General features: G+C 65.4%; 20 protein-coding genes. 13 read left to right on the top strand and 7 right to left on the bottom strand.

Annotation, left to right across the window (positions count from 1 at the left end; translation table 11 throughout):
* Nucleotides 1–115 precede the first annotated feature (115 nt).
* Nucleotides 116–2437: a Tex family protein gene (locus P9273_RS12760; RefSeq protein WP_278049223.1), complete on the top strand. Its 2322-nt coding sequence runs from the start codon at nt 116–118 to the stop codon at nt 2435–2437.
* Here the strand turns inward: P9273_RS12760 and P9273_RS12765 are convergent, their stop codons facing one another.
* On the bottom strand, nt 2438–3349 hold the full coding sequence (locus P9273_RS12765; RefSeq protein ID WP_278049224.1) for a LysR family transcriptional regulator: 912 nt from the start codon (nt 3347–3349) through the stop codon (nt 2438–2440).
* Nucleotides 3350–3452: 103 nt separating this feature from the next.
* Here P9273_RS12765 and P9273_RS12770 point away from each other — a divergent pair, with 103 nt between their 5' ends.
* The 11 genes from P9273_RS12770 to amaB all read left to right on the top strand — a co-directional run bounded on the left by P9273_RS12770 (nt 3453) and on the right by amaB (nt 18782).
* On the top strand, nt 3453–4643 hold the full coding sequence (locus tag P9273_RS12770; protein WP_278049225.1) for an acyl-CoA dehydrogenase: 1191 nt from the start codon (nt 3453–3455) through the stop codon (nt 4641–4643).
* Between the two features lie 104 nt (nt 4644–4747).
* Entirely contained in the window at nt 4748–8101 is a 3354-nt protein-coding gene (locus tag P9273_RS12775; RefSeq protein WP_278049226.1) for a transglutaminase family protein, read from the top strand.
* Nucleotides 8102–8107: 6 nt separating this feature from the next.
* Nucleotides 8108–10519, top strand: coding sequence for a circularly permuted type 2 ATP-grasp protein (locus tag P9273_RS12780; RefSeq protein ID WP_278049227.1), 2412 nt, complete (start codon nt 8108–8110; stop codon nt 10517–10519).
* Nucleotides 10520–10619: 100 nt separating this feature from the next.
* Entirely contained in the window at nt 10620–11507 is an 888-nt protein-coding gene (locus tag P9273_RS12785; RefSeq protein WP_278049228.1) for a transglutaminase family protein, read from the top strand.
* A gap of 101 nt (nt 11508–11608) precedes the next feature.
* A complete protein-coding gene (locus P9273_RS12790) occupies nt 11609–12544 on the top strand; it encodes a glycosyltransferase family 2 protein (protein ID WP_278049229.1) in 936 nt (311 codons plus the stop codon).
* The gene (locus P9273_RS12795) at nt 12544–13416 is read left to right on the top strand and encodes a glycosyltransferase family 2 protein (RefSeq protein WP_278049230.1); all 873 of its coding nucleotides are present in this window, start codon (nt 12544–12546) and stop codon (nt 13414–13416) included. The genes P9273_RS12790 and P9273_RS12795 overlap by 1 nt, the downstream gene beginning before the upstream one ends.
* Complete coding sequence (locus P9273_RS12800; protein WP_278049231.1) at nt 13413–14156, top strand: hypothetical protein; 744 nt, start codon at nt 13413–13415, stop codon at nt 14154–14156. The genes P9273_RS12795 and P9273_RS12800 overlap by 4 nt, the downstream gene beginning before the upstream one ends.
* A 63-nt stretch (nt 14157–14219) precedes the next feature.
* Nucleotides 14220–15311 (top strand): DNA topoisomerase IB, encoded by a 1092-nt coding sequence (locus P9273_RS12805; RefSeq protein WP_278049232.1) that lies wholly within the window; start codon nt 14220–14222, stop codon nt 15309–15311.
* A gap of 111 nt (nt 15312–15422) precedes the next feature.
* Entirely contained in the window at nt 15423–15797 is a 375-nt protein-coding gene (locus P9273_RS12810) for a YciI family protein (RefSeq protein ID WP_040997043.1), read from the top strand.
* Nucleotides 15794–17068 (top strand): RNA polymerase sigma factor, encoded by a 1275-nt coding sequence (locus tag P9273_RS12815; protein WP_278049233.1) that lies wholly within the window; start codon nt 15794–15796, stop codon nt 17066–17068. Before P9273_RS12810 ends, P9273_RS12815 begins: the two co-directional genes overlap by 4 nt.
* A gap of 199 nt (nt 17069–17267) precedes the next feature.
* On the top strand, nt 17268–18782 hold the full coding sequence (amaB, locus tag P9273_RS12820) for an L-piperidine-6-carboxylate dehydrogenase (RefSeq protein WP_278049234.1): 1515 nt from the start codon (nt 17268–17270) through the stop codon (nt 18780–18782).
* 213 nt (nt 18783–18995) lie between these two features.
* On the opposite strand, the gene P9273_RS12825 is transcribed toward amaB, so the two are convergent.
* From P9273_RS12825 to P9273_RS12850, 6 genes are all read right to left on the bottom strand, one after another.
* Entirely contained in the window at nt 18996–20072 is a 1077-nt protein-coding gene (locus tag P9273_RS12825) for an ABC transporter ATP-binding protein (protein ID WP_278049235.1), read from the bottom strand.
* Nucleotides 20059–20997, bottom strand: coding sequence for a PfkB family carbohydrate kinase (locus P9273_RS12830; RefSeq protein WP_278049236.1), 939 nt, complete (start codon nt 20995–20997; stop codon nt 20059–20061). Before P9273_RS12830 ends, P9273_RS12825 begins: the two co-directional genes overlap by 14 nt.
* A complete protein-coding gene (locus tag P9273_RS12835) occupies nt 20997–22013 on the bottom strand; it encodes an SIS domain-containing protein (RefSeq protein ID WP_278049238.1) in 1017 nt (338 codons plus the stop codon). Before P9273_RS12835 ends, P9273_RS12830 begins: the two co-directional genes overlap by 1 nt.
* Nucleotides 22014–22015: 2 nt before the next feature.
* A complete protein-coding gene (locus P9273_RS12840) occupies nt 22016–22861 on the bottom strand; it encodes a carbohydrate ABC transporter permease (RefSeq protein ID WP_278049239.1) in 846 nt (281 codons plus the stop codon).
* The gene (locus P9273_RS12845; protein WP_040997031.1) at nt 22861–23745 is read right to left on the bottom strand and encodes a carbohydrate ABC transporter permease; all 885 of its coding nucleotides are present in this window, start codon (nt 23743–23745) and stop codon (nt 22861–22863) included. The genes P9273_RS12840 and P9273_RS12845 overlap by 1 nt, the downstream gene beginning before the upstream one ends.
* A gap of 84 nt (nt 23746–23829) precedes the next feature.
* Nucleotides 23830–25068, bottom strand: coding sequence for an extracellular solute-binding protein (locus tag P9273_RS12850; protein ID WP_278049240.1), 1239 nt, complete (start codon nt 25066–25068; stop codon nt 23830–23832).
* 213 nt (nt 25069–25281) lie between these two features.
* Here P9273_RS12850 and P9273_RS12855 point away from each other — a divergent pair, with 213 nt between their 5' ends.
* The gene (locus P9273_RS12855; protein WP_278049242.1) at nt 25282–26484 is read left to right on the top strand and encodes an ROK family transcriptional regulator; all 1203 of its coding nucleotides are present in this window, start codon (nt 25282–25284) and stop codon (nt 26482–26484) included.
* The last annotated feature ends 39 nt before the right edge of the window (nt 26485–26523 follow it).

Below are 26523 nucleotides of genomic sequence, written 5' to 3' on the forward strand. Positions count from 1 at the left end.
AAAGGCTGGTTCCACGGGCTGTTTTCTGTGGACCTTCGGCCCGCGATGGAATCGCTGCGGTTGGCGTAACGGTTCTGCCGGCTTATGGTCGCCGCTCTTTTCTGCAGGGACCAGCATGGCATCGGACATCAAGCGCATCGCAGCAATCATCGCGGCCGAGATCGGCGCGCGGCCGGAACAGGCCGCAGCGGCGATCGGGCTGCTCGACGAGGGCGCGACAGTCCCCTTCGTGGCGCGCTACCGCAAGGAAGTCACCGGGGGCCTGGACGACACGCAGTTGCGCGATCTTTCCGAGCGGCTCGCTTATCTGCGCGAGCTCGATTCCCGGCGGGAGACGATCGTCAGCTCCATCCGCGAGCAGGGCAAGCTGACCGAGGAGCTGGAAGCCAAGATCGCGGCGGCCACCACGAAGGCGGAACTCGAGGATATCTACCTGCCCTATAAGCCGAAGCGGCGCACCAAGGCCGAGATCGCCAAGGAGCGCGGGCTCGGGCCGCTCGCCGAGGCAATCCTGGCCGACCGGTCGGCGGTACCGAGCGAGCTTGCGCTCGCCTATGTCACCGACGAGGTTCCCGACGCCAAGGCAGCGCTCGAAGGCGCGCGCGACATTCTGTCGGAGCAGTTCGCCGAGAATGCCGATCTGGTCGGCAAGCTGCGTGCCTATATGAAGGAACGCGCCTTCCTGCGCGCAAAAGCGGTGGACGGCAAGCAGGAAGCCGGCGCGAAATTCTCCGACTATTTCGACCATGTCGAGCGCTGGGCAGGCGTGCCCAGCCACCGTGCTTTGGCCATGCTGCGCGGCCGCAATGAAGAGGTGCTGTCGCTCGATATCGAGGTCGATGCCGACGATACCTCACCGGTGAAGCCGGTCGAACGCATGATCGCCAATGCCTATGCGATCGGCGGCACCCTGCCGGGCGACAAATGGCTGATGGAAGTCGCCGGCTGGACCTGGCGGATAAAACTGTCGCTGCATTTGACGCTCGACCTAATGCGCGACTTGCGCGAGCGGGCCGAGGACGAGGCGATCCATGTCTTTGCCCGCAACCTGAAGGACCTGCTGTTGGCCGCTCCCGCCGGCTCGCGGCCGACCATGGGGCTGGACCCCGGCATCCGCACCGGCGTCAAGGTGGCGGTAGTCGACGGCACCGGCAAGCTGGTGGCGACGACGACCGTCTACCCGTTCCCGCCGAAAAACGATGTGCGCGGCACGCAGGCGGAACTCGCCGCCTTGATCCGCCAGCACAAGGTCGAGCTGATCTCCATCGGCAACGGCACGGGCAGCCGCGAGACCGAAAAGCTGGTGGCCGACATGCTGTCGGAGCTGCCGGCCGGCGCCGGACCGAAGCCGCTCAAGGTGATCGTCAGCGAGGCCGGCGCCTCGGTCTATTCGGCCTCGGCGATGGCAGCGGCAGAATTCCCCGGTCTCGACGTCTCGCTGCGCGGCGCGGTGTCGATCGCCAGGCGACTGCAGGATCCGCTCGCCGAGCTGGTCAAGATCGAGCCGAAATCGATCGGTGTCGGCCAGTACCAGCACGATGTCGACCAATACCGGCTCGGCCGCTCGCTCGAAGCGGTGGTCGAGGATGCGGTGAACGCGGTTGGCGTCGACCTCAACACGGCCTCGGCGCCGCTCTTGGCGCGGGTGTCGGGGCTTGGGCCATCGCTCGCCGAGGCGATCGTCGCGCATCGCGACGCGACCGGGCCGTTTGCCAGCCGCAAGGACCTGCTCAAGGTGGCGCGGCTAGGGCCGCGCGCATTCGAGCAGTGCGCCGGTTTCCTGCGCATCCCGAACGGCACTGAGCCGCTCGATGCGTCATCGGTACACCCGGAAGCCTATGGCGTGGCGAAGAAGATCGTCGCCGCCTGCGGCCGCGACGTGCGTTCGCTGATGGGCGACAGCGCCGTGCTCAAGGCGCTCGATCCACGCGTCTTCGTCGATGAGCGCTTTGGCCTGCCGACGGTGCGCGACATCATCGCCGAGCTGGAAAAGCCCGGACGCGACCCGCGCCCCGGCTTCAAGACCGCGACCTTTGCCGAGGGCGTCGACGACATCAAGGATTTGAAACCAGGCATGCTGCTCGAAGGCACCGTCACCAATGTCGCGGCCTTCGGCGCCTTCGTCGATATCGGGGTGCACCAGGACGGGCTGGTGCATGTCTCTCAACTGGCCGACCGCTTCGTGAAGGACGCGCATGAGGTGGTGAAGGCGGGCGACGTGGTGAAGGTGCGGGTCGTTGAGGTCGACATCAAACGCAAGCGCATCGGGCTGTCGATGCGCAAGGATGGCGGCGAGGGCGGGGCGCCTCGTGGCGGCCAGCGCGATCACGGCGGCGGCAAGCCGGCGCCGCGATCTCAGGCGCCGCATCGCCATCCGGAGCGCCCCTCGCAGGGCGCATTCGGCGCGGCGCTCGCGGAGGCGATGAAACGGAAGTAGCTACCACGCGAGCACTGCAGGCTCCTTGCCGATCTGACCCAGCAGCCAGTCGCGAAAACTGGCGACCGGCGGGTGGCCGCGTTTGTCGCACGGCACGACCAGATAATAGGCGCTGCGGCTTTGCATCGGCTGGCCGGGGGCGGGCACCAACTGGCCGCGCTGCAATTCACCCGCAATCAGAATTTCCGGCAGCAGCGCCACACCGAGCCCGGCCATGCAGGCCTGGGCGACGGTGCCGAACTGCTCGAACTGCATGCCGGGACCGGTCGGCGCCTCCAGCCCCTGATGCTCGAACCATTCGCTCCAGGCGCCGGGACGCGTCGCCATGTGCAGCAATGGCAAGCGACTGATATCGGCCGGCGCGGCGATCGCGCGATCGGCCAGGAATTCGGGCGAAACCACCGGCATAACGGTTTCGCGCATCAGAAGCGTGCAATCCGCCTCGGGCCAATCGGGCATGCCGTGATGGATCGCGGCATCGAGGCGCTCGCGCGTGAAGTCGAAGCGGCCGATACGGGTGGCGAAGTTGATCGTGATATCGGGGTGGCGAGCGACGAAATCCGGGATCAGCGGCATCAGCCAGCGCGTGCCGAAGGTCGGCAGGATGGCCAGGTTGAGAACACCGCTATGCCGATTGCTCATCAATCCAAGCGCAGCATCGCGCAACTGGCCAAGCGCAGAGCGCACCGCTTCGGCATAGGTCTCGCCGGCCGTCGAGAGCCTGACATTGCGGCTGTCGCGCTCGAACAAACGCCGGCCGAACTGTTCTTCCAGCAGGTGAATCTGCCGGCTGACGGCGCCTTGCGTCAGGTCGAGCTCGCGCGCGGCGGCGGTGAAGGAGCCGAGGCGCGCAACCGCTTCGAAGGCGGCAAGGGCGGCGGTGTTGGGCAAAAGACGGCGCTGGACGTTCATGATCCATTACTAACGCTCATTGATCCGTGATGCAATTTCGTTTGATTTTTCCCCTGCGGAGGCCGATAAGCCGGTCACCTCAAATTTGCCGGGAGAGCGGGCCATGGCCGCTGAGAAGAATGCCTTCGTGTGGAACGATCCTTTCCTGATCGAGGACCAGCTTTCCGAGGACGAGCGCATGGTGCGCGACGGGGCGGCGGCGTTCGCGGCCGACAAGCTGGCGCCACGCATCGAGGAAGCCTATGCCGACGAGAAGACCGATCCGTCGATCTTCCGCGAGATGGGCGAGGCGGGCCTGCTCGGCATCACCATTCCGGAAGAATATGGCGGGCTTGGCGCCGGATATGTCACCTACGGGCTGGTGGCGCGTGAGGTCGAGCGCATCGATTCCGGCTACCGCTCGATGATGAGCGTGCAGTCGTCGCTGGTCATGTATCCGATCCATGCCTATGGCTCGGAAGAGCAGCGCAAAAAATATCTGCCGAAGCTCGCCTCCGGCGAATGGATCGGCTGCTTCGGCCTCACCGAGCCGGATGCCGGCTCCGACCCGGGTGGCATGAAGACGCGTGCCGAGAAGACGACCAACGGCTACAAGCTCTCCGGCTCCAAGATGTGGATTTCCAACGCGCCGATCGCCGACGTCTTCGTCGTCTGGGCGAAGTCGACAGCGCATGACAACCAGATCCGTGGTTTCATTCTGGAAAAGGGCATGAAGGGGCTTTCGGCGCCGAAGATCGGCGGCAAGCTCAGCCTCCGCGCTTCGATCACCGGCGAAGTGGTGATGGAAGGCGTCGAGGTCGGCGAAGAGGCGCTGCTGCCCAATGTCTCGGGCCTGAAAGGTCCGTTCGGCTGCCTCAACCGGGCGCGTTACGGCATTTCCTGGGGCGCAATGGGCGCGGCGGAAGATTGCTGGCACCGGGCGCGGCAATACGGCCTCGACAGGAAGCAGTTCGGCAAGCCGCTCGCCGGCACGCAGCTCTTCCAGAAGAAGCTTGCCGACATGCAGACCGAGATCGCACTTGGACTGCAGGGTTCGTTGCGCGTCGGCCGGTTGATGGACGAAGGCAAGATGGCACCGGAGATGATCTCGATCGTCAAGCGCAACAATTGCGGCAAGGCGCTCGACATCGCCCGCCAAGCCCGCGACATGCATGGCGGCAACGGCATCCAGATCGGCTACCACGTGATGCGCCACGCGCAGAACCTGGAGACGGTCAACACCTATGAGGGCACGCATGACGTGCATGCGCTGATCCTCGGAAGAGCGCAGACGGGCCTGCAGGCGTTTTTTTGAACCGGCAACGCTGCTTAAATTAAGTGCAGCGCAACATCTCTGCTTGGAGAATGCCCAGGACTTGTGTCAGGGTCTGGCGGTAAAACGCCATTCTCCGCGGCACCATGGCAGTTCTGGCAGCCGTCCATCACCTGACCCATTACAAATATGATCGGCCGGTGGTGCTCGGTCCCCAGGTGATCAGGCTGCAACCGGCGCCGCATTCGCGCACCAAGGTGCTCAGCCATTCGCTGAGGGTCGAGCCGAAGAACCACTTCGTCAATCTGCAGCAGGATCCCTACGGCAACTTCCTCGCGCGTTTCGTCTTTCCGAAGCCGGTGACGGAGCTGAAGATCGAGGTCGACCTCGTCGCCGATATGACGGTTTATAATCCGTTCGACTTCTTCGTCGAGGAGAGCGCCGAGAATTTTCCGTTCGATTACCCGGAAGAGATCAGGGAAGACCTTGCCATCTACCGGCAACCTGAGCCAGCAGGACCGCTGCTGTCCAAATTCCTGGAAAGCATCGACCGCAGCCCGGCCAACACCGTCAGCTTCCTCGTAGGCCTCAATGCAAGGCTGCAGCGCGAGATCGCCTATATCGTGCGCATGGAGACTGGTGTCTATTCGCCGGAAGAGACGCTTTCCGCCGGCAAGGGCTCGTGCCGGGATTCAAGCTGGCTGCTGGTGCAGATCCTGCGCAACCTCGGCATCGCCGCGCGTTTCGTCTCCGGCTATCTGATCCAGCTCAAGCCGGACCTCGTCTCGCTCGACGGACCGCCCGGGACCTCGGTCGATTTCACCGACCTGCATGCCTGGTGCGAGGTCTATATTCCCGGTGCCGGCTGGATCGGCTTCGACCCGACTTCCGGCCTGCTCACCGGCGAAAGCCACGTGCCGCTGGCCGCGACGCCGCATTTCCGCAATGCGGCTCCCATCTCCGGCATGGCGAGCTTCGCCAATGTGGATTTCGGCTTCGACATGCGGGTCGAGCGCATCGCCGAACATCCGCGCATCACCAAGCCGTTCTCCGATGAAAGCTGGGAGGAGCTTGATCGACTGGGCGAAAAAGTCGACGCGGCGCTGAAAGACGAGGACGTGCGGCTCACCATGGGCGGTGAGCCGACCTTCGTGTCGATCGACGATTTCGAATCCACCGAATGGAACACGGCCGCCGTCGGTCCGACCAAGCGCGACAAGGCCGACCAGCTCATCCGCCGGCTGCGCGAGCGCTTCGCGCCAGGCGGTTTCCTGCATTACGGTCAGGGCAAATGGTATCCGGGCGAAAGCCTGCCGCGCTGGACCTTCTCGCTCTACTGGCGCACCGATGGCGAGCCGGTCTGGCGCGATCCGTCGCTGACCGCACGGGAGAACGGCAATGCCGCGGTCGGGCCCGAACAGGCCGAACGCCTGCTCAAGGCGATCGCCGGTGAGCTCGGCATCGACAAGGCGATGGTCAGCGAGGCCTATGAGGACCCGGGCGAATGGCTGCTCAAGGAAGGCAAGCTGCCCGACAATGTCGATCCCACCAACTCGAAGCTGGAGGACCCGGAAGAGCGCAGCCGCATGGCCCGCGTCTTCGAGCGTGGCCTGACCAAGCCGTCCGGCTATGTGCTGCCGGTGCAGCGCTGGAACAGCCAGGCCGCCGCGGGCAATCGCTGGCGGTCGGAGAAATGGAAGACGCGGCGGGGCCGGCTGTTCCTGGTGCCGGGCGATTCACCGGTCGGCTATCGCCTGCCGCTCGGCGCGCTGCCTTACGTGCCGCCGGCGCAATTTCCCTATATCGTGCCGGTCGATCCCTCCGTGCCGCGCGGCACGCTGCCGGCGCGCGATGCCATCCTGCCGGAAGCGCCGGCCGGCGGCGCCGACGAAATGGCACGGCAACAGGCCGAGGCGTCCTTCACCGCCGCCACGGCCCGGCAGGACCGGGTCGAGCAGAAACTGACCGAGATCGGCGGCGCGGTGCGCACCGCGCTCACCGTCGAGCCGCGCGATGGGCGGCTCTGCGTGTTCATGCCGCCGGTCGAGGCGCTGGAGGATTATCTCGAACTGGTGGCGGCAGCCGAGAACGCAGCGAAGGCCGTCGGCCTGCCGGTGCATATCGAGGGCTATGCTCCGCCGCACGACCCGCGCCTCAACGTCATCCGCGTCGCGCCCGATCCCGGTGTCATCGAGGTGAACATCCATCCTGCCGCCAACTGGCAGGAATGCGTCGCGACGACCAGCACGATCTATGAAGAGGCGCGACAGTCGCGGCTCGGCACCGACAAGTTCATGATCGACGGCCGCCACACCGGCACCGGCGGCGGCAACCATGTCGTGGTCGGGGGCGCGACGCCGAATGACAGCCCGTTCCTGCGCCGGCCCGACCTGCTGAAAAGCCTGGTGCTGCAGTGGCAGCGGCATCCGTCGCTGTCCTATCTGTTCTCAGGGTTGTTCATCGGTCCGACCAGCCAAGCGCCGCGCATCGACGAGGCGAGGCACGATTCGCTCTACGAGCTGGAGATCGCGCTGGCGCAGGTGCCGCATCCTGACAAGGGCGAGGCGCCCTTGCCATGGCTGGTCGACCGGCTGTTCCGCAATCTGTTGACCGACGTGACCGGCAACACGCATCGTTCCGAAATCTGCATCGACAAACTGTTCTCGCCGGACGGCCCGACCGGCCGGCTCGGGCTGGTCGAGTTCCGTGGTTTCGAGATGCCGCCCAATGCGCGTATGTCGCTCGCGCAGCAATTGCTGGTCCGCGCGATCATCGCGCGCGCCTGGAAGAACCCGCTCGAGGGCCGCTTCGTGCGCTGGGGCACCTCGCTGCACGACCGTTTCATGCTGCCGCATTATGTCTGGGCGGATTTCCTCGACGTGCTGGAGGATCTGAAGCTGAGCGGTTTCGACTTTCGCCCCGAATGGTTCGCAGCCCAGCTCGAATTCCGCTTTCCATTCTGCGGCGAGGTGCAACATGCCGGCGTCAAGCTGGAATTGAGGCAGGCGCTGGAGCCCTGGCATGTGATGGGCGAGCAGGGCGCCATCGGCGGCACGGTCCGCTTCGTCGATTCTTCTGTGGAGCGATTGCAAATACGGACCGAAGGGCTCAATCTGGAGCGTCACGCCGTCGTCTGCAACGGCCGCATCGTGCCGATGAAGGTCACAGACAATCGCGAGGTCGCGGTGGCCGGCGTGCGTTTCAAGGCCTGGCAGCCGGCGTCGGGCCTGCATCCGGCCCTGCCGGTCAACACGCCGCTGGTCTTCGACATTTATGACCGCTGGTCGGGCCGCTCGGTCGGCGGTTGCGTCTACCATGTCGCGCATCCCGGCGGCCGCAATTACGACACCTTCCCGGTCAACGGCAACGAGGCCGAGGCGCGACGGCTTGCCCGGTTCGAACCGCGCGGCCACACGGCTGGCGGCTATGTGCTGCGTGACGAAGAAGCCTCTGAAGAGTTTCCCATGACCCTTGACCTCAGGCGGCCGGCGAGATTCTGATCGACAATGGCCAAGGGGAATCAGAGAAGGGCGGGCGGCAGGCTGCGGACGCAGAGCCTGCTGGAGCGCTATCGGCCGATCGAAGGCGTTGCCGACGAGATGGTCGACGCGTCGGGCAGCCCGCGTCCGGCCTGGCGCTTCTTTATCGACGCGCTCGACGATCTGGGGGCGGATCGGCTTGGACAGCGCTTTGCCCGCGCCGACCAGTATCTGCGCGACGCCGGCGTCTATTACCGCGTCTACGAACAGGCCGGCGCCAATGAGCGCGAATGGCCGCTCGCGCATGTCCCGCTGCTGATCGACGAGAAGGAATGGGCCGAGATCAGCGCGGGCCTTACCCAGCGCGCCGACCTGTTCGAGGCGATCCTGGCCGACGTCTACGGGCCGAACCGGCTGATCGAGAAAGGCATCCTGCCGGCCGGGCTGATCGCCGCGAGCCCCGAATATCTGCGCCCCATCGCGGGCGTCAGGCCGGCCAGCGGGCATTTCCTGCACATGGTCGCCTTCGAGCTCGGCCGTGGCCCGGACGGGCGCTGGTGGGTGCTGGGCGATCGCGCGCAGGCGCCGTCGGGCGCGGGCTTCGCGCTGGAGAACCGCGTCGCCACCACGCGCGCGCTGTCGGACGTCTATGGCGAGATGCATGTACATCGGCTCGCCGGCTTCTTCCGCCGTTTCCGCGACGCGCTGAACGGGATGGCCAAGGAGTCGGGCGGCCGCGTCGCCATCCTGACGCCCGGACCGCTCAACGAAACCTATTACGAGCACGCCTATATCGCCCGCTATCTCGGCATCATGCTCCTCGAGGGCGAGGATCTGACCGTTTCCGGCGGCGGGCTCATGGTGCGCACCGTCTCGGGCCTGCTGCCGATCGGCGTCTTGTGGCGACGGCTCGATGCCGCCTTTGCCGATCCGCTGGAGCTCAGGCCGGACTCGCAGATCGGCACGCCGGGCCTGGTCGAGGCGATCCGGCGCGGCTCCGTTTCGGCGGTCAATGCGCTTGGCTCAGGGCTGATGGAAACGCGGGCCTTGCTGTCGTTCCTACCCAGGATCGCGCGAGAACTGCAAGGCGACGATCTCAAGCTGCCGAGCATCGCCACCTGGTGGTGCGGGCAGGAGGCCGAGCGCGCCCATGTGCTGGCCAATATCGACCGCATGGTCGTCGGCCCGGCGCTGTCGACCCGGCTTGCCTTCGAAGACGATGGCGCGACCCGGCTCGGATCGTCCCTTTCGGCCGGCGAGCGGGCCGAGCTGGTCGCGCGCATCGAGGCGGACGGCGCCGGTTTCGTCGGCCAGGAAGCGGTCACGCTGTCGACCACGCCGGTTTTCGTCGGCGGCGTGCTGGAGCCTCGGCCCGCCAGCCTGCGGGTCTATCTGGCGCGCACGCCGGAAGGCTGGACGGTGATGCCCGGCGGCTTCGCCCGGGTCGGCTTTTCGCTCGACCCGACGGCGATCGCGATGCAGCGCGGCGGCCAGGCGGCGGATGTCTGGGTGGTCAGCGACAGGCCGGTCGAGCGCGAGACATTGCTGCCGCAGGAGCATGACGGCTTCACCCGCACCATGCCGGGCAGCCTTCCCAGCCGCGCGGCGGAGAACCTGACCTGGCTCGGGCGCTATATCGAGCGTTCGGAAGACACGGTGCGCGTGCTGCGCGCCTATCACGTGCGGCTTGCCGAGACGTCCGATCCGGATATGCCGCTGCTTGCCGATATCAGGGACTATCTGGAGCCGTTCGGCATCGAGGTGGAAACGGCGATACCACAGGGGCTGATCGGCACTTTGGACAGCGCGGTCTACAGCGCGGGGCAAATTCGCGACCGCTTCTCTCCCGATGGCTGGCTGGCGCTGAAGGATCTGTCGAAGACCATCCACAAATTCGCGGAGACGGTCGCGCCCGGAGACGACGCGACACGGGCGATGACGGTGATGTTGCGCAAGCTCGCTGGCTTTTCCGGCCTGCTGCACGAGAACATGTATCGCTTCACCGGCTGGCGCTTCCTGGAAATCGGCCGCAGGCTGGAACGCGGCATCCAGATCGCCCGTACGCTCAGCCGGCTGACTAGGAGCGGGGCGCCGGAAGGCGCGCTCGACATGATGCTGGAGATCGGCGACAGCGTCATGACCCATCGCCGGCAATATCCGGTGCAGGCTGGGCGGCGCACGGTGATCGACCTGCTGGCGCTCGACCCGCTCAATCCGCGCTCTATCCTGTTCCAGCTCGAGCGGCTGAAGGCGGAGATCGGCATGCTGCCGTCGATCGGCGGCGAGGGGCATATGTCGCCCGCCGCCAAGGAAATCCTGCAGCTCAACACGGCAATCGCGGTCATGGAGCCGTCGGACATGAGCGCCAAACTGCTCGATGACCTCGCCGGCCAGATCGGCGATCTCTACAACAGCCTTGCCCGAGCCTATTTCGGTTAGAGCATTTCCAGCGAAAAGGATCGCTTCCAATGCTCTATTTCTTCGTTTTTGCGCAATTCCGAACGCAAAACCGCTGCGCACTTTTGCTGGAATTGCTTTAATGCTCTACGACATCAAACTCCATCTGCACTACGACTATGCCGCCGCCGCCGGCGGCGGGCGGCATCAGGTGCGCGTGATGCCGCAGACGATCGCCGGGGTGCAGCGCGTCATCGCGGCCTCGCTGTCCTTTCAGCCGACGCCGGCCGAGCGTGCCGATTTCTCCGATTTCTTCGGCAACAACGTCACCTCGATCGCCTTTCGCGAGGCGCATGAGGCCCTCGACATCCGGATGAGCGCGCGCGTTTCGGTCTCGCGGCCCGAGCCGGGCCTCGATGTCTCCCCCGAAATGAGTGGGCTGAGGGCTGAGCTCGATCTGGTGCGGTCATTGTCGCCGTCCGCGCCGCATCATTTCCTAGCCGCCAGCGATCATGTCGGCATCGATGCGGCGATCACCGCCTATGCGCGGGAGACCCTTGCCGGTTCTGTCGTGGGCACGGCGGTCGAGCTCTGCAATCGCATCCATCGCGATTTCACTTATGACGGCAAGGCAACCACGGTTCAGACGCGGGCGAGCGACGCCTTTGCGCTGAAGCGCGGCGTCTGCCAGGATTTCTCGCATATCATGATCGCCGGCCTACGCGGGCTTGGCATCCCGGCCGGCTATGTCAGCGGCTTCCTGCGCACGATTCCGCCCAAGGGCAAGCCCCGGCTCGAAGGCGCGGATGCCATGCATGCCTGGGTCAAGGCGTGGTGCGGGCGTGATGCCGGCTGGCAGGAGTTCGATCCGACCAACGGCATGCGGGCAAGCAACGACCATATCACGGTCGGGTACGGACGCGATTATTCCGACGTGGCGCCGATCGTCGGCGTGCTGAAGACGACGGGCGGTCAGGTCGGCGAACAGGCGGTCGACGTCATTCCGGTCGCTGTCGAAAAGGTGCGATAACAGACCGCTCGCCCGCGGACGCTTCTCAAGGGCAGGGGCACCCGGTATCTTGAATATCGGGATTGGTTGCTCTCGGATCGCGTGGCGGCGTGGGGACAGATTTGAAAGCGGTAAGCGTCATCATTCCGGCACATGATGCGGCTCGGACGATCGCGCGGACGCTCGCTTCGCTGGCGCCGGAAAAAGAAGTCATCGGCGAGGTGCTGCTGGTCGACGATTCGTCTTCCGACGCCACCACGGCGGTCGCTACGGAAGCTGCATTGCGGCTTGCCTTGCCGCTGCGCATCATCAAATCGAGCTGCCGTGACGCCGGCGGTTCCAGGAATCTGGGGCTGGAACAGGCCAGCTTTCCCTGGATCTATATGATCGATGCCGACGATCTTCATCTGGAGGGTGGGCTGCGCGCATTGCTGGCCAAGGCAAGGGCGCAATCGGAGGCCGACATGGTGGTTGGCGCCTACCGCCGACAGGTCGATGGGGAGAAGCGGTCGATCAAGTTGCCAGGCGGCTATGCGGCAAGCGGACCGGCCAATGCCTGCGCCTATCTCGAAGGGCGGATACGATCGATCGCGGTCGGCAGCGCGCTGGTGTCGCGGCGGGTTATCGGTGACACGAGGTTCCCGACTGGGCTTGCCTATGACGAGGACACGCTGTTTTGGGCGCGCCTGATGGCCAAAGGCTCGCTTGCGGTCCTGACACGACCGATCTTCATCTATTTCGTGTCGGCTGAGCGTTCCGACGACCGTTTCACGATCAAGCCTGCCACGGGCTTTCTCCAATGGCGCCTGGCGCTGCGCCGGCTCCGGTCCTGCGGCATCGCGGAGCGGTCGCTCAAGACCCGGGAAGGGCTCGTCGCTTTGAAGATCGCGCGCGTTCATTATGCGCGCGGCGATTTCGACATGGCGGCAAGATTCCTCAGCGTGGCGGAAGCCGCGCCTCGGGCGGGCGCGGATATCTGGCGCTGCATGCGCTATCGGCTGAAGATCGCGCTGCGGCGCCGGTTCTCGGCGCCTGCCGCCCAACTGCAAAGCGCCTGATGGCCGGGAGGCCGGATCTCGCGGTTGTGGTGATTGGTTTCCGGGCACCCGCCGTACTGGCGGCCGCGGTAAGGTCGGTGCTCGATCAGAATGTTCCGCTCGAAATCGTGGTGGTGAATTCCGGCGGCGGCAACGCCAAAGCGCTGCTTGCCGATTGCGGCATCGACGTCACAGTGATCGATGTCGAGGAGCGATTGTTTGCCGGCGCCGCGCGAAATCGTGGCATAGCCGCAACGCAGGCTCCATTCGTCGCTTTTCTCGCGGATGATTGCCTGGCCTGTCCACAATGGGCCGAAATCCGGCTGCAGCGTCACCGGGAAGGCGAGGCGGCTGTGGCGAGCGCCGTCCTCAACAGCCACCCGCGCAATCTGGTCGCCTGCGCGGCGCATCTCGTCACCTACATGCGACGCCTGCCCGGTCTTCCGGCCGAGAAGGCGCAGCGCTACGGCGTTTCGTTCGACCGGAAGCTGTTCGAGCGATACGGAGCGTTCGACGAGCGGCTGACGTCGGGAGAAGACACCGAATTCATGGCCAGGTTGCCGCAGGCTTTGCAGCCGGTCTGGGAACCGAGGATCCTGACTATTCACCGCAACGAGACGAGTCTGTTCGGATTGCTTGCCGACCAATATCGCCGCGGGCGCCGCTATGGCGCCTATCTCGGGTCCCTTGAAGCCGAAAGACCCGCGCGCCCGTTCCGCAAGGTGTTCCATGACCGGCGCAATGTCGGCGCGCTGATCAAGGAGGGGCTGTCCGGCAGGGATCGGGCTTTCGCCAGGCTATCGCTGCCGATCGTGTGGCTGGCATTGTTCGCCAAATCGTTGGGGGCGTCCGCCGGCGCCCGGCATGGCTGCAAGACGGAGGGCCGGCGATGATCACCATCGAGATGAAGCCGCCGCGCCGGCGGCGCGGCCGATGGCTTTGGTCGCGGCGCAAAATCGTCGCCGTCTTCAGCTATCGCTACGATCAGCACCTCGTGCCCGACCTCATCGCCAACCTTGAGCCTGTCGTCGACGGCTGGATCGCCTATGACGACCGCGCCTCGGAGGGGCTTTTCAGCAGCGAGCCGCAGAGGCGGCGCGCGCTTATCGCCGCGGCCCATGAGGCGGGCGCCGATTGGGTTCTGGCCATGGATCCCGACGAAAGGCTGGAAAATGCCGTCGCCGGCCGCATCGGCCGGCTGACCAGCGGGTCCAGGCGCATCGCCTGGGGATTCCGCTGCCGGGAGATGTATACGCCGGCCAGTTACAGGGTCGATGGCCCGTGGGGCCGGAAGAGGCAGCACAGGCTTTTTGGCGCCTACCCTCCTGAGCGCTATAGATCGAAGGATCTGCATGGCGCCTGGTTTCCCGACGATATCGGCTTCAGGCTCGAGGATAGCGGCCTCAATCTCTATCATTTGAAGATGATCGAGCCAAAGCGGCGCATGGCGCGCCGCGACCTCTACAATCGCCTCGATCCGGATCGCCGGCTGCAGCAGATCGGCTACGACTATCTGGCGGACGAGTCGGGAATGGTCCTCGAGGCGGTGCCAAAGGGCCGCGAGTATTTTCCCGCCCATGCCGATGATGGCGGGCTCTGGATGGCGGATCTGTCCGTCAACCGGCGGGACTGAAATCTCATTCGGAACCAGTCATCGGCGCGCGGCTTTATCTACGGGTCATTTCGCGGAGCCGGCATGTTGCAGCATTTACAATCGTCATCGGACCGCTCGGCGCGGGACGAGGAAACCCGAAGGAACGGCGCTCGCAACTCGGCGGAGAGCACGTCGCTCAACTATGTCAGCGATGCCGATCCCGGCATCCGCAGATTGCGAAAAGGAACGGGGTTCTCCTATTCGGGACCCGATGGCAGAACCGTCGACGAAGCGACGCTTGCCCGCGTCAGGGCGATCGTCATTCCGCCGGCCTGGACGGACGTATGGATATCGCCCGATCCGGACGGCCATATCCAGGCAACGGGCCGGGATCAGCGCGGCCGCAAACAATACCGTTATCACCCGCAATGGACCGAGGAACGCGACGGCGTTAAATATTCAAGCCTCGTCGCGTTCGCGGAAAGCCTGCCTGTTCTCAGGCGGCAGATCGACGCCGATCTGCGCCGGCACGGGCTGCCTCTGGAGCGTGTCGTCGCCTCGGTGGTCTGGTTGCTCGACAACACCATGATCCGCATCGGCAACGCGGCCTATGCGCGCGACAATAAGAGCTTCGGGCTGACCACGCTGCGCGACCGCCATGTGGAGATCAACGGCTCCAGCCTGCGCTTCGCCTTCAAGGGCAAGTCGGGCAAGGAATGGAAGCTGAAGCTGGTCGACCGCCGCATCGCCAAGGTGGTGCGCGGCGCCCAGGATCTGCCCGGACAGAAGCTGTTCCAATATCTGGACGAGCACGGCGACCGGCGGCCGGTGCGTTCGGAGGACGTCAACCGCTATATCCGCGAGGCATCCGGTGCCGACTTCAGCTCAAAGCATTTCCGCACCTGGGGCGGCACAATCCATGCGGCGTCGCTGTTTGCCGCGACCGAGCTGCCGGAAAGCAAAAGGCAGCAAAACCGGGTGATCAACAGCGTCGTCGACAAGGTCGCGGAGCGGTTGGGCAATACGCGGGCGGTCTGCCGCAAATGCTACATCCATCCGCTGGTGTTCGAGGCCTGGAGCAAAGGGCGCCTGCTTGACGAGATGGCAGAGGCCAACAAGCGCAAGCGCCTGATATCCGGGCTGGACGAGGAAGAAACGCTGGTGCTCAGATGGCTGCAGGCGCATGGCGCCTGACAGGCAGGCGCAAAGATCGCCAAGTCCGTGATCGGGCGATGAATTTTTTTATCGACCTCGTGTCGGGAAGGATCCTAGTGTCGCGTCCTTTGATATGGAAAGGACGAGACCATGCTCTACGCCATCCTCTGCTATGCCTCCGAAGACGTCGTTTGCTCCTGGAGCAAGGAACAGGACGACGAGGTCATGGCAAAGCTCCTGAACGTGCAGGACAAATACGCCAAGGCCGGCCGGCTAGGCCCCGTGGCGCGGCTTTTGCCGACCACGGCGGCCACGACGCTGCGGAAGGTCAAGGGGGAGTCGGTCGTGCTCGACGGTCCGTTCGCCGAGACGAAGGAACAATTCCTGGGCTTCTACACGCTCGAATGCAACGATCTCGACGAAGCCGTCGAATTCGCGCGCGAGCTCTCCGAGGTCAATCCGAGCGGCGGCTCCTATGAGATCCGGCCGGTTTCGGTCTTCAATCCGACAAAGGTCGCGGTATGACAGAGCTCGCCTGGATAAGCACCGCAATCAGCAACGCCCGTCCGCAGGCGATGGGCGCGCTGCTGCGCTACTTCCGCGACCTCGACGCCGCGGAAGAGGCTTTCCAGGACGCATGCCTGAGGGCGCTCAAGAACTGGCCGAAGAACGGACCGCCGCGCGATCCGGCGGCCTGGCTGATCTTCGTCGGGCGCAACAGCGGCATCGACGCGGTGCGCAAGCGCTCCAAGCAGGCGCCGATGCCGGAGGAAGACCAGGTATCGGATCTGGAGGACGCCGAGAGCGACATGGCCGAGCGGCTGGACGGCGCGCATTACCGCGACGACATCCTGCGGCTTCTGTTCATCTGCTGCCATCCGGATCTGCCGGCAACGCAGCAGATCGCGGTGGCGCTGCGCATCGTCTCCGGACTCACCGTCAAGCAGATCGCGCGCGCCTTCCTGGTCGGCGAGAGCGCCATGGAACAGCGCATCACCCGCGCCAAGGCGCGCATTGCCGACGCCGGCGTGCCGTTCGAGACGCCAGGCGCGGTCGAGCGCTCGGAGCGGCTCGCCGCGGTCGCCGCGATGGTCTATCTGATCTTCAACGAAGGCTATTCCAGCAATGGCGGCGAGGCGCCGGCCCGCGCGCCGCTTTGCGAAGAGGCGATCCGCCTTGCCCGGCTGCTGCTCAGGCTGTTCCAGCAGGAACCGGAAATCATGGGGCTGACGGCGCTGCTGCTTCTCCAGCATGCGCGCGCGCCGGCGCGCTTCGACGAGAATGGCGAGATCGTGCTGCTCGAGGACCAGGACCGCTCCCTCTGGAGCCGCAAGATGATCGACGAGGGCCTGGCGCTGGTCGACAAGGCGCTGCGCCATCGCAAGCCCGGACCCTACCAGGTGCAGGCGGCGATCGCGGCGCTGCATGCGCGGGCGGCAACGGCCGAGGATACCGACTGGGCCGAGATCGACCTGCTCTACGGCCTGTTGGAGCAGATGCAGCCGTCACCGGTGGTGACGCTGAACCGCGCCGTCGCGGTCAGCAAGGTGCGCGGGCCGGAGGCAGCACTTGCCATGATCGAGCCGCTGGAAGAGCGGCTGTCGGGCTATTTCCACTTCTTCGGGCTAAGGGGCGGGCTGCTTATGCAGCTTGGCCGCAACGAGGAGGCGCGCGTCGCCTTCGACCGCGCCATCGCTTTGGCCAACACCGCCGCCGAGGCGGCGCATATCCGAATGCATATCGACCGCCTCATCAAGGAAAGCGCCGAGAAGTCGTCGATGCAAAAGGCGCGCTGAGGACGGACGCCTTCGCCCGGCCTTGTTGTCTGGCCCAATTTCGCAAACCGGCCTTGGACCATGCCGGGGTGGCGGTTTTTCCCCGAAACGAGTAATGCCACGCCATCAAAGCGCTCGGCTGTGCCCGACGACACGGTCACGGCATGGCGCATGGCTTCCATTTCCGCCCGATGAGAGGCGGGATCTGAAAGGGATAAAAATGACATTAGCGAAGGAAACGGCCTCACTTCTGGAAAAGCTCGGCGTCGCCAAGGATGCGCTTATTGGAGGCGACCTCGTCGTGCGCAGCCCTGTGACGGGCGAGCAGATCGCGGCGCTGGAATCGATCTCGGCGGCGGACGCCGGCAAAGCCATCGATGCCGCGCACAAGGCCTTCCAGGCCTGGCGGCTGGTGCCGGGGCCGAAGCGCGGCGAACTGGTGCGGCTGCTGGGCGAAGAGTTGCGCGCGCATAAGGACGAACTCGGCCGGCTGGTGTCGATCGAGGTCGGCAAGATCCCGTCCGAGGGCCTTGGCGAAGTTCAGGAAATGATCGACATATGCGATTTCGCCGTCGGCCTTTCCCGGCAACTCTATGGCCTCACCATCGCCACCGAGCGCCCCGGGCACCGCATGATGGAGACCTGGCATCCGCTGGGCGTCGTCGGCGTCATCTCGGCCTTCAATTTCCCCGTCGCGGTGTGGTCGTGGAATGCGGCGCTCGCCTTCGTCTGCGGCGATGCGGTGGTCTGGAAGCCGTCGGAAAAGACGCCGCTGACCGCGCTTGCCTGCGAAGCGATCTTCAGGCGCGCCGCAAAGCGCTTCGGCACAGACGCGCCGGAGGGCCTGCTCCAGGTGCTGATCGGCGACCGCGCGGTCGGTGAGGTGCTGGTCGACCATCCGAAAGTGCCGCTGGTCTCGGCCACCGGCTCGACGCGCATGGGCCGCGAGGTCGGTCCCAGGCTTGCCAAGCGCTTCGCCCGCGCCGTGCTCGAGCTCGGCGGCAACAATGCCGGCATCGTCTGCCCGACCGCCGATCTCGACATGGCGCTCAGGGCCATCGCTTTCGGCGCCATGGGCACGGCCGGCCAGCGCTGCACGACGCTCAGGCGCCTGTTCGTGCATGACAGCGTCTATGACGCTTTGTTGCCGCGGCTGAAGAAAGCCTATGAGACCGTCTCGGTCGGCAATCCGCTCGAAGGCAAGGCGCTGGTCGGTCCGCTGATCGACAAGGCGGCCTTTGACAACATGCAGAGGGCGCTGAAGGAAGCGCAAGCGCATGGCGGCAAGGTGACGGGCGGTACGCGCGTCGAGAACGGCCATCCGGATGCCTATTACGTGCATCCGGCGCTGGTCGAGATGCCGGAGCAGGTCTCGCCCGTTACGGAAGAGACCTTCGCGCCGATCCTCTATGTGATGAGATACACCGATTTCGACGAGGCGCTGGAGCAGCACAACGCGGTGGGCGCGGGCCTGTCGTCGTCGATCTTCACGCGCGACCTGCAGGAATCCGAACGCTTCCTGGGCGTCGACGGCTCGGATTGCGGCATCGCCAACGTCAATATCGGCACCTCAGGCGCGGAGATCGGTGGGGCGTTCGGCGGCGAGAAGGAGACCGGCGGTGGCCGCGAGAGCGGCTCGGACGCCTGGAAGGCCTATATGCGCCGCGCCACCAACACGGTGAACTTCTCCAAGGCGCTGCCGCTCGCGCAGGGCGTGTCCTTCGACATCGATTGACGGCGCCGCGGCCATAGCGGCTCAGTATGGTCAACAGCGGTTCGCCGTTTCACGGAAATGGCGAACCACTCTACTGCTTGTGCCAGTTCATACCCATCGCTGAGGCGGTCAAGCCACGCAAGTGGAAGGCGTGCACACGGCGGTGACGCCGGACATGACGTTTCCACGCCCGCCGCGTCAAGACGGCATCTCCCCGTGCGGAAACGCCGCTCCTCAGAGCGCCTTACCCGTCGCGGGATCGAAAAGGCGCAACGCGGCCGCGTCGAAGGCAAAAGCGCATGGCTGGCCCTTGGCGACGCGAGCCTGCGGCGGCAAGGTTGCGGTCAATTTCTGCGCGCCGACACGGGCGGTGGTGACCTGTTCCGGTCCCGTCAGTTCAACCACGTCGATCTTGACCGGCAACGACAATTCGGCGCCGCCGCCCGGACCAAGGCGAAGCGCCTCGGGCCTGATCCCGGCGACGACCGAAGCACCATCGCGGGCGGTATCGGCGTAGCGCACCGGCAGCGCCAACCGCGCATCCGTGCCGGCGATCGCGAGCTTGCCGTCCTCGACCGTCGCTTCCAGTATGTTCATCGAAGGCGCGCCGACGAAGCCCGCGACATAGAGCGTCGCGGGTTGGTTGTAGATCTCCTGCGGTGTGCCCAGCTGTTCGATGCGGCCGTCGCGCATGACGGCGATGCGGGTCGCCAGCGTCATCGCCTCGATCTGGTCGTGGGTGACGTAGACGACCGTGGTGCGCAGCATCTCGTGCAGACGCTTGAGCTCGGTGCGCATCTCGAGGCGCAGCTTGGCGTCGAGATTGGAGAGCGGCTCGTCGAACAGGAACACCTGCGGCTTGCGCACCAGCGCCCTGCCGATGGCGACGCGCTGGCGCTGGCCGCCGGAGAGCTGGCCGGGCTTGCGGTCGAGCAGGTTCTCGATCTGCAGGAGCTTCGCCGCCTCGCGCACCGCTTTGCCGCGCTCGGCGGCGGGAACTTTACGCATCTCCAGGCCGAAGCCGATGTTGCGGCTCACGGTCAGGTTCGGATAGAGCGCGTAGGACTGGAAGACCATGGCGATGTCGCGGTTCTTCGGATGCACGCCAAGCACCGAACGGCCGCCAATCAGCACGTCGCCGCTGGTTGCTTCGGCGAGACCGGCGATGATGTTGAGCAAGGTGGACTTGCCGCAGCCCGAGGAGCCGAGCAGCACCAGGAACTCGCCGTTCTCAAGCGCGATGTCGATGCCTTTCAGCGTCTCGACGCTGCCGTAATTCTTGCGGACGTCGCGGATTTCAAGCGCGCTCATGGGCGGCATCCTCGAATTGGATCGGCCCGCCATAGTCGCGGGGCAGGGTTGAGATGGCCCGTGAGGCCACTCGGATGGCGGCTGACAGGCAGTTCTCCAGCGATCGCCCTTCCGCCAGCGCCGCCAGAAAGGCGGCGTTGAAGACGTCGCCGGCGCCGATCGTGTCGACGACCCTGACGCGCGGCGCCGGCACGTCGATGAGTTTGCCATCGGCGCCGATGGCGATCGCGCCGTCAGGCCCGCGCTTGACCACGACCGTCGCGCCGTCCCTCATGCCATCGCGGATCTTGCGTGCCGCTTCCGCCGGAATTGCGAGACCGGCCAATGTCGTCGTCTCGACTTCGTTGAAGAGCGCCAGTGCGCAGCGCGACAGCCAGCCGCGCGCAGCGGCGCAGTTCGCTTCCGTCCAGCCGTCGATCGGCCAGCCCGTGTCGAGCGCAACGGAGATGCGGTGCGCTTCGGCCCAGTCGAAGAAGGCGTCGTAATCGCGCGCCAGGTCGTCGGTGAGGAACGAACCGCAGAGCAGCGCATAGCCGCCGGAAAGCCGATTGCCGTCCAGCACCGAGAGCACGTCGCCCAGGCTGAAGCGGGGCAGGTGGCCGCGCGTGGTGAAGAAGGTGCGCTCGCCATCGGGATGGGTCATGCCGACCGACAATGTCGTGCCCTCCGGACGAACGGGCCATTTCTGCGCGCGGTGTCCGAAGGCTTCGCGCAGCCAGCGCCCGAACTGGTCGTCGCCGAGATTGGCGGCAATGTCGAAGTCGATGCCCAATGCCTGCCAGGCAAGCGCCGTGTTGCCGGCCTGGCCACCAACCCGCAGGTCATCGTGATCGACGACGGTCTCGGTGCCTGCCTTCGGCCAGGGCGCGACCGGGCCGACGATCAGGTCGACATTGACATTGCCGATCACCGCGAGCGGCCGCATCACTCGCTCCGCGTGATCTTGGTGGTACGCACCGGCGTTCCGGCATTCTCGACGCGGGAATCGGCGAAGGCGATCATCAGGCGCTGCGCGACAGGCAGCATGGCGAAGATCGCCGCCAGGCCCGTGGCGGGTTTGAAGGCCAGTGTCACGGCACCCGCGACCGGCGGTTTGCCCGAAGCGTCGAACACGATCAGCGTCGCGCCGGTCTCGACCACCGAAACGGCCATGGCAGTGACGAGTTCGGCGGTCGGGTCATTGCCGCGGAAGAGCACGACGCCAATGCTTGGGCCCAGCATCTCCATCGGCCCGTGGCGCAACTGGCCGCCTTCCAGTGAGAAACAAGGCAGGCGCGACAGTTCGGTGAAGCCGAGCGCAAGGGCTTCAGCCAAGCCTTGAAGCTTGCGGCCGGACGTGACGACGGTCGCGACGGTGCTCAGCGCCGCGAGCGCGGCATCGATGTCGACCGTCTGAGGCGCCTTGAGCACGGCGAGCGCGCCGGCCGGATCGTCGCCAAGCGCGGCCAGTATGGCAAGGTGCAGGGCGAAGGTCACGGTCAGGCTGCGGGTCGCGGCAAAGGCAAGCTCGGTGCCGCCGGCACCGACGAGACAAGGCACTGTGCGGCCGAGGAAGGAGCCGGCCTCCAGCGTCAGGCCGAAGGTTTCGGCGCGATCGCCGGCCCCGCCAAACCAGCGCAGCACCTCGGCGCTTTCGCCGGACTGCGAGGTGACGATCACCGTCCTGTCTTCAAGCGGCAGCGGCTGTCCAAGCTGTTCCGAGAGCGGCAGCGCGATGGCGTCGATACCATGCGCCCGATAGAGCGGCTCGACCGCGCGGGCGACGGCATGCGAGGCGCCCATGCCTAGCATGACGAGCCGGCCGGTTTTCCTGATCGAAGCGGCGACCTTGGCGGCCGCCTCTCGATTGGTCTCGAAGGAAGCAAGCGCATCCTCATGCTGGCGCGCCATCTCGCGATCGATCGCGAGAAGCCCGGCCGGGCGTTTCTTTTCTGCAGTCATGATTATCCTTTCACTCCGCCGCTGGTCAGGCCCGAGATCAGCGCGCGTTGCATGACGAGGCCGATCAGCACGGGCGGCAAGGCCGCGAGCACGCCGGCGGTGGCGATCAGTCCGTAGTCGGAGACGCGGCCGCCGGCGAGATCGGCGATGGCGACCGTCAATGTCTTTGCCCGCTGGTCCGAGGTGAAGAGCAGGGCGTAGAAGAACTCGTCCCAGGCAAGCAGCACGGCAAACAGCGCCGACGTCGCCACGACGGGCGCGGCCAGCGGCAAGGTGATGATGCGCCAGGTCTGGAGCAGTCCGGCCCCGTCGATCATGGCAGCGGCCTCGATCTCGCGCGGGATGGAATCGAAACCCGATTTCATCAGCCAGGTGGTGAAGGGCGCGAGGATGGTCAGATAGATCAGCGCCAGGCCGAAGACGTTGTTGAGCAGGCCGAGATAGGACAGACCCATGTACAGCGGCACCGAGAGCGCCACCGGCGGCAGCATGTAGGTGGCGATCACCAGCGACAGCGACCAGCCGACCGAAGGCGTGCGCGAAACGGCCCAACCGGCGGGCACGGCAAGCAGGATCGCGGCGAGCGTCGCCATGCCCGCGACCTCGATGCTGTTGCGCAGCGATGACGTGAAGGCCGCGCCGGCACTGTTCTCGGCCCTCGACAGAAGCTGCGCGTAACGGGAGAAGTCGGCCGCTTGCGGCCACCAGCGCAGCGGCTTGGCGGCGAGATCGGCCGCCGGCGATATGCTCATGACGAAGAGCCAGGCAAGCGGCGCCAGGATGACGACGGCAAGCAGGAGGGCGCAGACATAGACGAAAACGGTGAAGACCGGGCTCTTGCGTTCCATCAGGCCGCGCTCCCGGCAGTCTTCTTGACCAGCGCCGCATAGGCGACGGCGAGCACGGTGACGAGCAGGGTGACGATCAGCGCCAGCGAGGCGCCGGAGCCGGCGCGCTGGAAGGAGAAGGCTTCCTGATAGACCAGGATCGAGAGCGAGCGCGTGCTGTTGGCCGGGCCGCCGCGTGTCATCACCCAGATGATGTCGAAGACCTTGAACGCCTCGATGGTGCGCAGCACCAGCGCCACCATCAGCGGGCCTGCAAGATAGGGCAGGATGACGAAGCGGAAGCGGTTGAACGGCCCGGCGCCGTCGACAAGCGCAGCGGCGGTGATGTCGCGCGGCACCGCCTGCAAAGCGGCCAGCGCAATCAGCGCAACAAGCGGAAAATTCTTCCAGCAGTCGGCGACGATCAGCGCGGCGAGCGCCGTTCCGGGCTCACCCAGCCAGGAGCGATAGTCGTCGATGAGATGGAGTTGGGTCAGCGCCGCGTTCAGCGCGCCATATTCGGGATTGTAAATCAGCCGCCAGAGCGTCGCATTGACGACGGTCGGCAGCGCCCAGGGCAGGATCATCAGCCCACGCAAGACGGCGCGTCCGCGGAATTCCTGATTGAGCAGGAGAGCCGCAAGCACGCCGAGCACCATTTCGGCGGCGACCGAGATGGCGGCGAACCAGGTGGTGGTGATCAGGGTCCGGGTGAAATTCGAGCTCGTCAGCATCTTGGTGTAGTTGTCGAAGCCGACATAGTTGCCCGCCGTGCCGACAAGCTGGGCGTCGGTGAAGGAAAGCCTGACGGTATCGACCAATGGCCAGCCGATTACGGCGACCATGATCGCCAGAAGCGGCAGCATCAACAGCCACGCGCGAGCAGTGATCCAGGTGCCCGACATCAGAGGCGCCTCTCTCCTTCATCCGGTCAGAAATAGCACGGGCGGCGCTCGTGGATGAGGCCGCCCGCATTGAGGAACGCCAGATCAGAGGCCGCTGTTTTCGGCGGCGGTCTTGAGCGCGTCTTCCGGCGTCGTCTGGCCGAGCAGCGATTCCTGGATCGCCTGCTGCAGCGCCGTCGAGAGCTGCTGGTATTTCGGCGTGGTCGGGCGCGGATACATCGCGGCGAGACCCAGCTTTGCGGCGGCAATCAGCTCTTCCTGGCCTTTGGTGACGGCCGGATCATCGTAGGATGAAGCCCAGATCGGCAGCGAGAGCTTGGCATACTGGTTCTGCGTCGCCTGCGAGGTCATGAACTCGATGTATTTCCAGGCTTCGTCCTGATGCTTCGACACCGACGTAATGCCGAGGCCCATCGAGCCGTTGACGGCCGAGACCTCGCTGGTGCCGGCGACGCCCGGCGCCGGCACGACGCCGACCTTGCCGGCGACCTTCGAGTCCTTCGGATCGTTGGCCATGTTGTACATGTAGGTCCAGTTCAGGGCGAAAGCGGCATCGCCATTCTCGAACACCTTGCGGACGTCCTCTTCCAGGAATTCCTTGGAGTTCGGGTTGGTGAGGCCCGACTTGTAGCTGTCGACCATATATTTCAGCGCCGAGAGGCCGCCGCCGTTCTGGAAGTCGGGCTTGCCGTCTTTGAGGAAGTCGCCGCCATAGGCGCTGACCAGCGTGGTGTAATCGCAGACCGCTGCTTCGGCCTGTGACCAGCTCCAGGCGATCGGCGTCTTCAGCAGCCCCTTGTCCTGGATGATTTTGGCCTGCTGGCCGAGCTCCTCCCAGGTCTTTGGCGGCGCCTTGATGCCGGCCTTTTCCAGGATTTCCTTGTTGTAGAACAGGTATTTGGTGTCGAGGATCCACGGCATGCCGTAATACTTGCCGTCATACTGGACGGTGGTCCAGGCGCCGGGCAGCACGCCCTTTTTCATGTCGTCGGTGATCTTCGACGACACGTCGACCAGCACCTTGTTGGTCGCGTATTCGGCCGGCCAGATGACGTCGAACAGCACGACGTCATAGCCGCCGCCGGATCCTTGGGCGAGCACTGTCTTGTCGTGCAGGCCTTCATAGGGGACGAATTCGAGGTTCACCTTGATGTCCGGATTGGTCTTGGTGAAGGCCTCCGTCATGGAGCGCACGTCGGCTTCGCTATAGGCGGCCTGCGCCATGAAGAGCGCGTTCAAGGTGGTTTCGGCAAAGGCGTGGGGGACGAACAGTCCGCCGACGAACACCGCGCCCAGAAGTGTCTTACCGATCGATTTCAGCATTTGTCTTCTCCCATTTTCGACAGCTGCGAGGGGGCGGGGAGCCGCCTTCTCGAATTCGCTTCGCGTGTGATCGGATCCGTCTCCAACGGCGTGCGGCGGAGCCCGAAAGCCTTGCCGTCTTCTTGTAGAACCGCGGGGACTTCACCTATTAAGTCAATTCGCTTGACTTAATTAGTCGATCAATCCTTTAATCGAGTCAAGAGGGAAGCGACGGTGCACGACATCAGCCCGATCCGTGCCAAGAGCGGCACCAACCAGGAGGGTACCAGCGCGCATAACCGTCGCGTCATGATCGAGGCGCTGCGGCTCAACGGCGCGCTTTCGCGCGCGGACCTGGCGCGGGCGACGCAGCTCACCAAGCAGGCGGTTTCCAACATCGTCGAGGATCTCGAGCGGGACGGCCTGGTCATGGCTCTGGATGCGGTGCGCAAGGGCAGGGGACAGCCCTTCACGCCCTACCGACTGGTTCCCGAGGGGGCTTTCGCCATCGGGCTGCAGATCGACCGGCATTTGACACGGGTGGTGGTGGTCGATCTCGTCGGCAAGGTGATCGCACGCGCCGAGGCGGGCCTGCCGCTCGACGAGCCTTCAGCGGGCGTGACGATCATCCTCGGCTTGGTCGATCGTGTCAGAGGCGAACTGGCCAGGATGTTTTCCCAATCCGAACGAAGGCTGGTCGGATTGGGCATCGCCATGCCGGGGCCGTTCGGGCTGAAGAACCCCGACAACAAATGGATGATGCCAGCATGGCAGCAATTTCCGCTGGCGGAGGCGCTGGCAACCGGCACCGGGCTCAATGTCGGGCTGCAGAACGATGCGGCGGCCTGCGCGACGGCGGAGCGGATGGTCGGCGCCGCGCATGGCGTCGATCACGCCGTCTGCCTTTATGTCGGTTACGGCATAGCCGCAGGGCTGATCCTCAACGGCGAACTCTACAGCGGCGGCAACGGCAATGCGGGTGAGGTCGGCATGGCGCTGCTTTCGCCAAGCGGCCCGGGCTCGACGCCGTTGGAGCACCGTGCCTCACTCACCTCGCTCTACCAGCATCTCGGCCTCGACCCCACCGCGAGGGAGCTTTACGAAAAGCTCGGCGCGCTGGCGCTTGCTAAAGACCCGAGGGTCATGGGCTGGGTCGAAAGAGCCGCGTCCGACCTGCGCTGGAGCGTGCATCTGATCGAAACGATCTTCGATCCGCAAACCGTCATCCTCACCAGCAGCGCGCCAGAGGCGCTCGCCCGGCTTCTGCTTCAGGCCATGCATCCGCTGCTGCCCTCGATCGCGGACCGCCCCGTCCGGCACCTGCCACGGCTGCAGCTCGGCACCACCGATCCCTGGGCGATCGCGGTGGGCGCCGCGGCCGAGCCGATCAGCCGGGCCTTCGATCCGCGTTTTTCCGCCATCCTGAAGGGCGGATAGAACCGGTCAGTCCGTCGCTCGCGTCGTGCTGGCGGCGAA

Origin of the sequence: Mesorhizobium sp. WSM4935 (assembly GCF_029625735.1) — a bacterium.
GTDB lineage: Bacteria > Pseudomonadota > Alphaproteobacteria > Rhizobiales > Rhizobiaceae > Mesorhizobium.